Source organism: Hydrogenoanaerobacterium saccharovorans, from assembly GCF_003814745.1.
Taxonomy (GTDB): Bacteria; Bacillota; Clostridia; order Oscillospirales; family Ruminococcaceae; genus Hydrogenoanaerobacterium; species Hydrogenoanaerobacterium saccharovorans.
Window position 1 is genome coordinate 1 of sequence record NZ_RKRD01000008.1, and the last position, 5,592, is coordinate 5,592.

Annotated in this window: 4 tRNA genes and 3 rRNA genes; all 7 read left to right on the plus strand. The window is 50.6% G+C overall.

The annotated features are described in order from the left end of the window. The first annotated feature begins 104 nt into the window (after positions 1–104). The 7 genes from EDD70_RS14805 (at position 105) to rrf (ending at position 5,591) form a co-directional block, all read left to right on the plus strand. A 16S ribosomal RNA gene (locus EDD70_RS14805) occupies positions 105–1,624 on the plus strand. 160 nt (positions 1,625–1,784) lie between these two features. After that, a tRNA-Ala gene (locus tag EDD70_RS14810) sits at positions 1,785–1,860 on the plus strand. A 66-nt stretch (positions 1,861–1,926) separates the two neighbouring features. Beyond that, positions 1,927–2,003: transfer RNA gene (locus EDD70_RS14815), tRNA-Ile, on the plus strand. Between the two features lie 326 nt (positions 2,004–2,329). Beyond that, a 23S ribosomal RNA gene (locus EDD70_RS14820) occupies positions 2,330–5,165 on the plus strand. Positions 5,166–5,246: 81 nt separating this feature from the next. After that, positions 5,247–5,322 (plus strand) — tRNA-Lys (locus EDD70_RS14825). A gap of 33 nt (positions 5,323–5,355) precedes the next feature. Beyond that, positions 5,356–5,430: transfer RNA gene (locus EDD70_RS14830), tRNA-Glu, on the plus strand. A 44-nt stretch (positions 5,431–5,474) separates the two neighbouring features. After that, positions 5,475–5,591, plus strand: a 5S ribosomal RNA gene (rrf, locus tag EDD70_RS14835). Together the 16S, 23S and 5S rRNA genes with 4 tRNA genes alongside form the textbook arrangement of a ribosomal RNA operon. Position 5,592: the final 1 nt, after the last annotated feature.

Here is a 5,592-nt window from a genome sequence, read left to right on the forward strand (position 1 = left end):
ACATCTGCTCGAAAGAGACGATGTAAAACAAACGCGAGTATTCGCAAAAAGAGCTAAGCAAGACTTAGTTAACTTGATTATAAGGCTTCGGTCTTACAATACAATTAATTAAGAGTTTGATCCTGGCTCAGGACGAACGCTGGCGGCGCGCCTAACACATGCAAGTCGAACGGAACTGTTCGGATGAAGTTTTCGGATGGATGAAGAACAGTTTAGTGGCGGACGGGTGAGTAACACGTGAGCAACCTGCCTTTCAGAGGGGAATAACATTCGGAAACGAATGCTAATACCGCATAATGCAACGAGATGGCATCATCTTGCTGCCAAAGATTTATCGCTGAAAGATGGGCTCGCGCCCGATTAGCTAGTTGGTGAGGTAATGGCCCACCAAGGCAACGATCGGTAGCCGGACTGAGAGGTTGATCGGCCACATTGGGACTGAGACACGGCCCAGACTCCTACGGGAGGCAGCAGTGGGGGATATTGCACAATGGGCGAAAGCCTGATGCAGCGACGCCGCGTGAGGGAAGACGGTTTTCGGATTGTAAACCTCTGTCTTCAGGGACGATAATGACGGTACCTGAGGAGGAAGCACCGGCTAACTACGTGCCAGCAGCCGCGGTAATACGTAGGGTGCAAGCGTTGTCCGGAATTACTGGGTGTAAAGGGAGCGTAGGCGGGATTGTAAGTTGGATGTGTAATGTACCGGCTCAACCGGTAACTTGCATTCAAAACTGCAGTTCTTGAGTGAAGTAGAGGCAGGCGGAATTCCTAGTGTAGCGGTGAAATGCGTAGATATTAGGAGGAACACCAGTGGCGAAGGCGGCCTGCTGGGCTTTTACTGACGCTGAGGCTCGAAAGCATGGGTAGCAAACAGGATTAGATACCCTGGTAGTCCATGCCGTAAACGATGATTACTAGGTGTGGGTGTGCAAGCATCCGTGCCGCAGCTAACGCAATAAGTAATCCACCTGGGGAGTACGGCCGCAAGGCTGAAACTCAAAGGAATTGACGGGGGCCCGCACAAGCAGTGGATTATGTGGTTTAATTCGAAGCAACGCGAAGAACCTTACCAGGTCTTGACATCCCTTGCATACCATAGAGATATGGGAAGCCCTTCGGGGCAAGGAGACAGGTGGTGCATGGTTGTCGTCAGCTCGTGTCGTGAGATGTTGGGTTAAGTCCCGCAACGAGCGCAACCCTTACTATTAGTTGCTACGCAAGAGCACTCTAATAGGACTGCCGTTGACAAAACGGAGGAAGGTGGGGATGACGTCAAATCATCATGCCCCTTATGACCTGGGCTACACACGTAATACAATGACGATAAACAGAGGGTAGCGAAGCCGCGAGGTGGAGCCAATCCCCAAAAGTCGTCTCAGTTCGGATTGCAGGCTGCAACTCGCCTGCATGAAGTCGGAATTGCTAGTAATCGCAGGTCAGCATACTGCGGTGAATACGTTCCCGGGCCTTGTACACACCGCCCGTCACACCATGGGAGTCGGTAACACCCGAAGCCAGTAGTCTAACCGCAAGGAGGACGCTGTCGAAGGTGGGATTGATGACTGGGGTGAAGTCGTAACAAGGTAGCCGTATCGGAAGGTGCGGCTGGATCACCTCCTTTCTAAGGAGTAGAAACTCGCAAGGATTTAGGGTAAAGAGTAAAAACTGAATGTTGTTTAATTTTGAAGGTTCTTTGTGAATCTTGATGGTGGTTTGGCATTAAGTCAAAAAACCAAAGGGAAGAACAAAAGGAACTTCAAAAGTGGGAATTCCCTGTCTATGGGGGTGTAGCTCAGCTGGGAGAGCACCTGCCTTGCACGCAGGGGGTCAGGAGTTCGATCCTCCTCATCTCCACCAGTAATCGCAAGATTACATCAGGGAAACAAAACGAGGAGATAAACCGAAACTCTTATCCACAGAAATGGGCTCATAGCTCAGGTGGTTAGAGCGCACGCCTGATAAGCGTGAGGTCGGTGGTTCGAGTCCACTTGAGCCCACCAGCACACAATGTGTGCAAAAAGACACAAAAACAAAGTTTAGCGACAGCAACGAGCAGCAATGCCCGCGGTAAGCGAAAACGAGTTTAAGAGTCACAATAGGGTGAACACGTTGAGTAACGCGTGCGAAAAGGCTTACGTTAAGTGAGTGTTGACAAAACGCGAATTGCCAGCGGGTGCAACCCGCCTGTACTTTGAAAATTGAACAATGTGAAATATAACTGCGAATTTGAGTTAAAGTTAAAGTTTTAATTATTCATAGCAATATGGGTAAAAAGCTACAATTTAAGCTGAGAGATAATAATTTAACCGAAGATTCGAACATAATTGGTCAAGCTAAAAAGGGCGCAGGGCGAATGCCTTGGCACTAGGAACCGATGAAGGACGCGACAAGCTGCGATAAGCTACGGGGAGACGCAAGTAGTCATTGAGCCGTAGATTTCCGAATGGAGCAATCCGGCAGGAGTAATATCCTGTTACCGTACAATGAATTCATAGTTGTGCGGGGGGAACCCCCTGAACTGAAACATCTAAGTAGGGGGAGGAAAAGAAATCAACCGAGATTCCGCAAGTAGTGGCGAGCGAACGCGGATTAGGCCAAACCAAGGGTAGCAATACCTTTGGGGTTGTGGACTGCATTTAGCATTGACGAAGTCTAGAAGAAGTGTATGGGAAGGCACACCGAAGAGCGTGAAAGTCGCGTATTTGAAAGACGGAGTCAGCGAGCAGTATCCAGAGTACCGCGGGACACGAGAAATCCCGCGGGAAGCCGGGGGGACCACCCTCCAAGCCTAAATATTCCCTAGTGACCGATAGCGTATAGTACTGTGAAGGAAAGGTGAAAAGGACCCCGGGAGGGGAGTGAAATAGAACCTGAAACCCTGTGCCTACAAGCACCGAGAGCACGTCAAAGTGTGATCGGGTACTTTTTGTAGAACGGTCCGGCGAGTATATTTAACTAGCAAGGTTAAGCACTTCAGGTGCGGAGCCGCAGCGAAAGCAAGTCTGAATAGGGCGAAAGAGTTAGTTGGATATGACCCGAAACCGGGTGACCTAGCCATGTCCAGGTTGAAGTGAGAGTAAAATCTCATGGAGGACCGAACCGACCTCCGTTGAAAAGGCGGCGGATGAGGTGTGGCTAGCGGAGAAATTCCAATCGAACCCGGATATAGCTGGTTCTCCCCGAAATAGCTTTAGGGCTAGCGTTGTATTAGATTACCGGAGGTAAAGCACTGAATGGCCTAGGGGGCGAAAGCCTACCAAAGCCTATCAAACTCTGAATGCCGGCTAATCGATGTGCAGCAGTCAGACTACGTGAGATAAGTCTCGTGGTCAAAAGGGAAAAAGCCCAGACCCACAGCTAAGGTCCCCAAATGTCATTAAGTGGAGAAGGATGTGGGGTTGCGAAAACAACCAGGATGTTGGCTTAGAAGCAGCCATACATTTAAAGAGTGCGTAATAGCTCACTGGTCGAGTGACCCTGCGCCGAAAATGTAACGGGGCTAAATGACATACCGAAGCTTGGGATTCATCGTAAGATGAGTGGTAGGGGAGCGTCGTATGAGGGGTGAAGTCGTAGCGAAAGCGGCGGTGGACTTCATACGAGTGAGAATGCCGGAATGAGTAGCGAGAATTATGTGAGAATCATAATGGCCGAAAGCCTAAGGTTTTTGGAGGAAGGTTCGTCCGCTCCAAGTTAGTCGGGAGCTAAGGTGAGGCCGAAAGGCGTAGCCGATGCACATACGGTAGATATTCCGTAACCACCGAAAATTTAAGTAGGGGGACACCCTGAAAGCGCATGACCCGGGCGTTGGTTGCCTCGGGCGTAAGGGACCGAAAATTAGTAGGGAAGCATGCGTAGACGGGGGCGAGAAAAGCCCTATGTATATCCAAGGTGCCCGTACCGCAAACCGACACAGGTAGGTAGGAAGAGAATTCTAAGGCCAACGGGAGAAGGGTTGTTAAGGAACTCGGCAAGTTGACCCCGTAACTTAGGGAGAAGGGGTGCTCACGAGAGTGAGCCGCAGAGAATAGGTCCAGGCGACTGTTTAGCAAAAACACAGCTCTATGCTAAATCGAAAGATGACGTATATGGGGTGACACCTGCCCGGTGCTGGAAGGTTAAGAGGAGATGTGCAAGCATTGAATTGAAGCCCCAGTAAACGGCGGCCGTAACTATAACGGTCCTAAGGTAGCGAAATTCCTTGTCAGGTAAGTTCTGACCCGCACGAATGGTGTAACGATCTGGACACTGTCTCAACAGCCCGCCCGGCGAAATTGTAGTACCGGTGAAGATGCCGGTTACCCGCGACAAGACGGAAAGACCCCATGGAGCTTTACTGTAGCCTAATATTGGATTTTGGTATTTCATGTATAGGATAGGTGGGAGACTGGGAAGCGTGTACGCCAGTATGCGTGGAGTCACTGTTGGAATACCACTCTTGAAGTACTGAAATTCTAACCTGCAGCCGTGAATCCGGCTGGGGGACATTGTTAGGTGGGCAGTTTGACTGGGGCGGTCGCCTCCAAAAGAGTAACGGAGGCGCTCAAAGGTTGGCTCAGCACGGACGGAAACCGTGCATTAGAGTGTAAACGCATAAGCCAGCCTAACTGCGAGACTGACGGGTCGAGCAGTAACGAAAGTTGGAGTTAGTGATCCGGTGGTATGTGAGTGGAAATGCCATCGCTCAACGGATAAAAGCTACCCTGGGGATAACAGGCTGATCTCCCCCAAGAGTCCACATCGTCGGGGAGGTTTGGCACCTCGATGTCGGCTCATCGCATCCTGGGGCTGTATTCGGTCCCAAGGGTTTGGCTGTTCGCCAATTAAAGCGGTACGCGAGCTGGGTTCAGAACGTCGTGAGACAGTTCGGTCCCTATCTGTCGTGGGCGCAGGATATTTGAGTGGAGCTGTCCCTAGTACGAGAGGACCGGGATGGACGCACCTCTGGTGCACCAGTTGTCACGCCAGTGGCACAGCTGGGCAGCTAAGTGCGGAACGGATAAACGCTGAAGGCATCTAAGCGTGAAGCCGACCACAAGATAAGATATCCCACTGAGTTAATCAGGTAAGACCCCTTGAAGACTACAAGGTTGATAGGCTGCAAGTGTAAGCGTGGCGACACGTTCAGCTAGGCAGTACTAATCGGTCGAGGGCTTGACCATAAAGGTCGAATCTTTGGTTAGCAGTAATTCACATTGTTCGATTTTGAGAGTACAGTTGTGCTTTCGTGAGGGCGTTAATATGCGCCATTAGCTCAGTTGGTAGAGCAGCTGACTCTTAATCAGCGGGCCCCGGGTTCGAGTCCCTGATGGCGCACCACTTCCCTTGTTTGAGTGTGCCGAAATGAGATATGGCCCGTTGGTCAAGCGGTTAAGACACCGGCCTCTCACGCCGGTAACGCGGGTTCGATTCCCGCACGGGTCACCAATACCCAAAGGTTTGTTTGTTAAGGTTTTTGCCTTACCTATATAGTCGGTGTTTATGACAATGAGGATCCACCCGTTCCCATACCGAACACGGTAGTTAAGCTCATTTGTGCTGAAAATACTTGGTGGGAAGCTGCCTGGGAAGATAAGTCGATGCCGACAC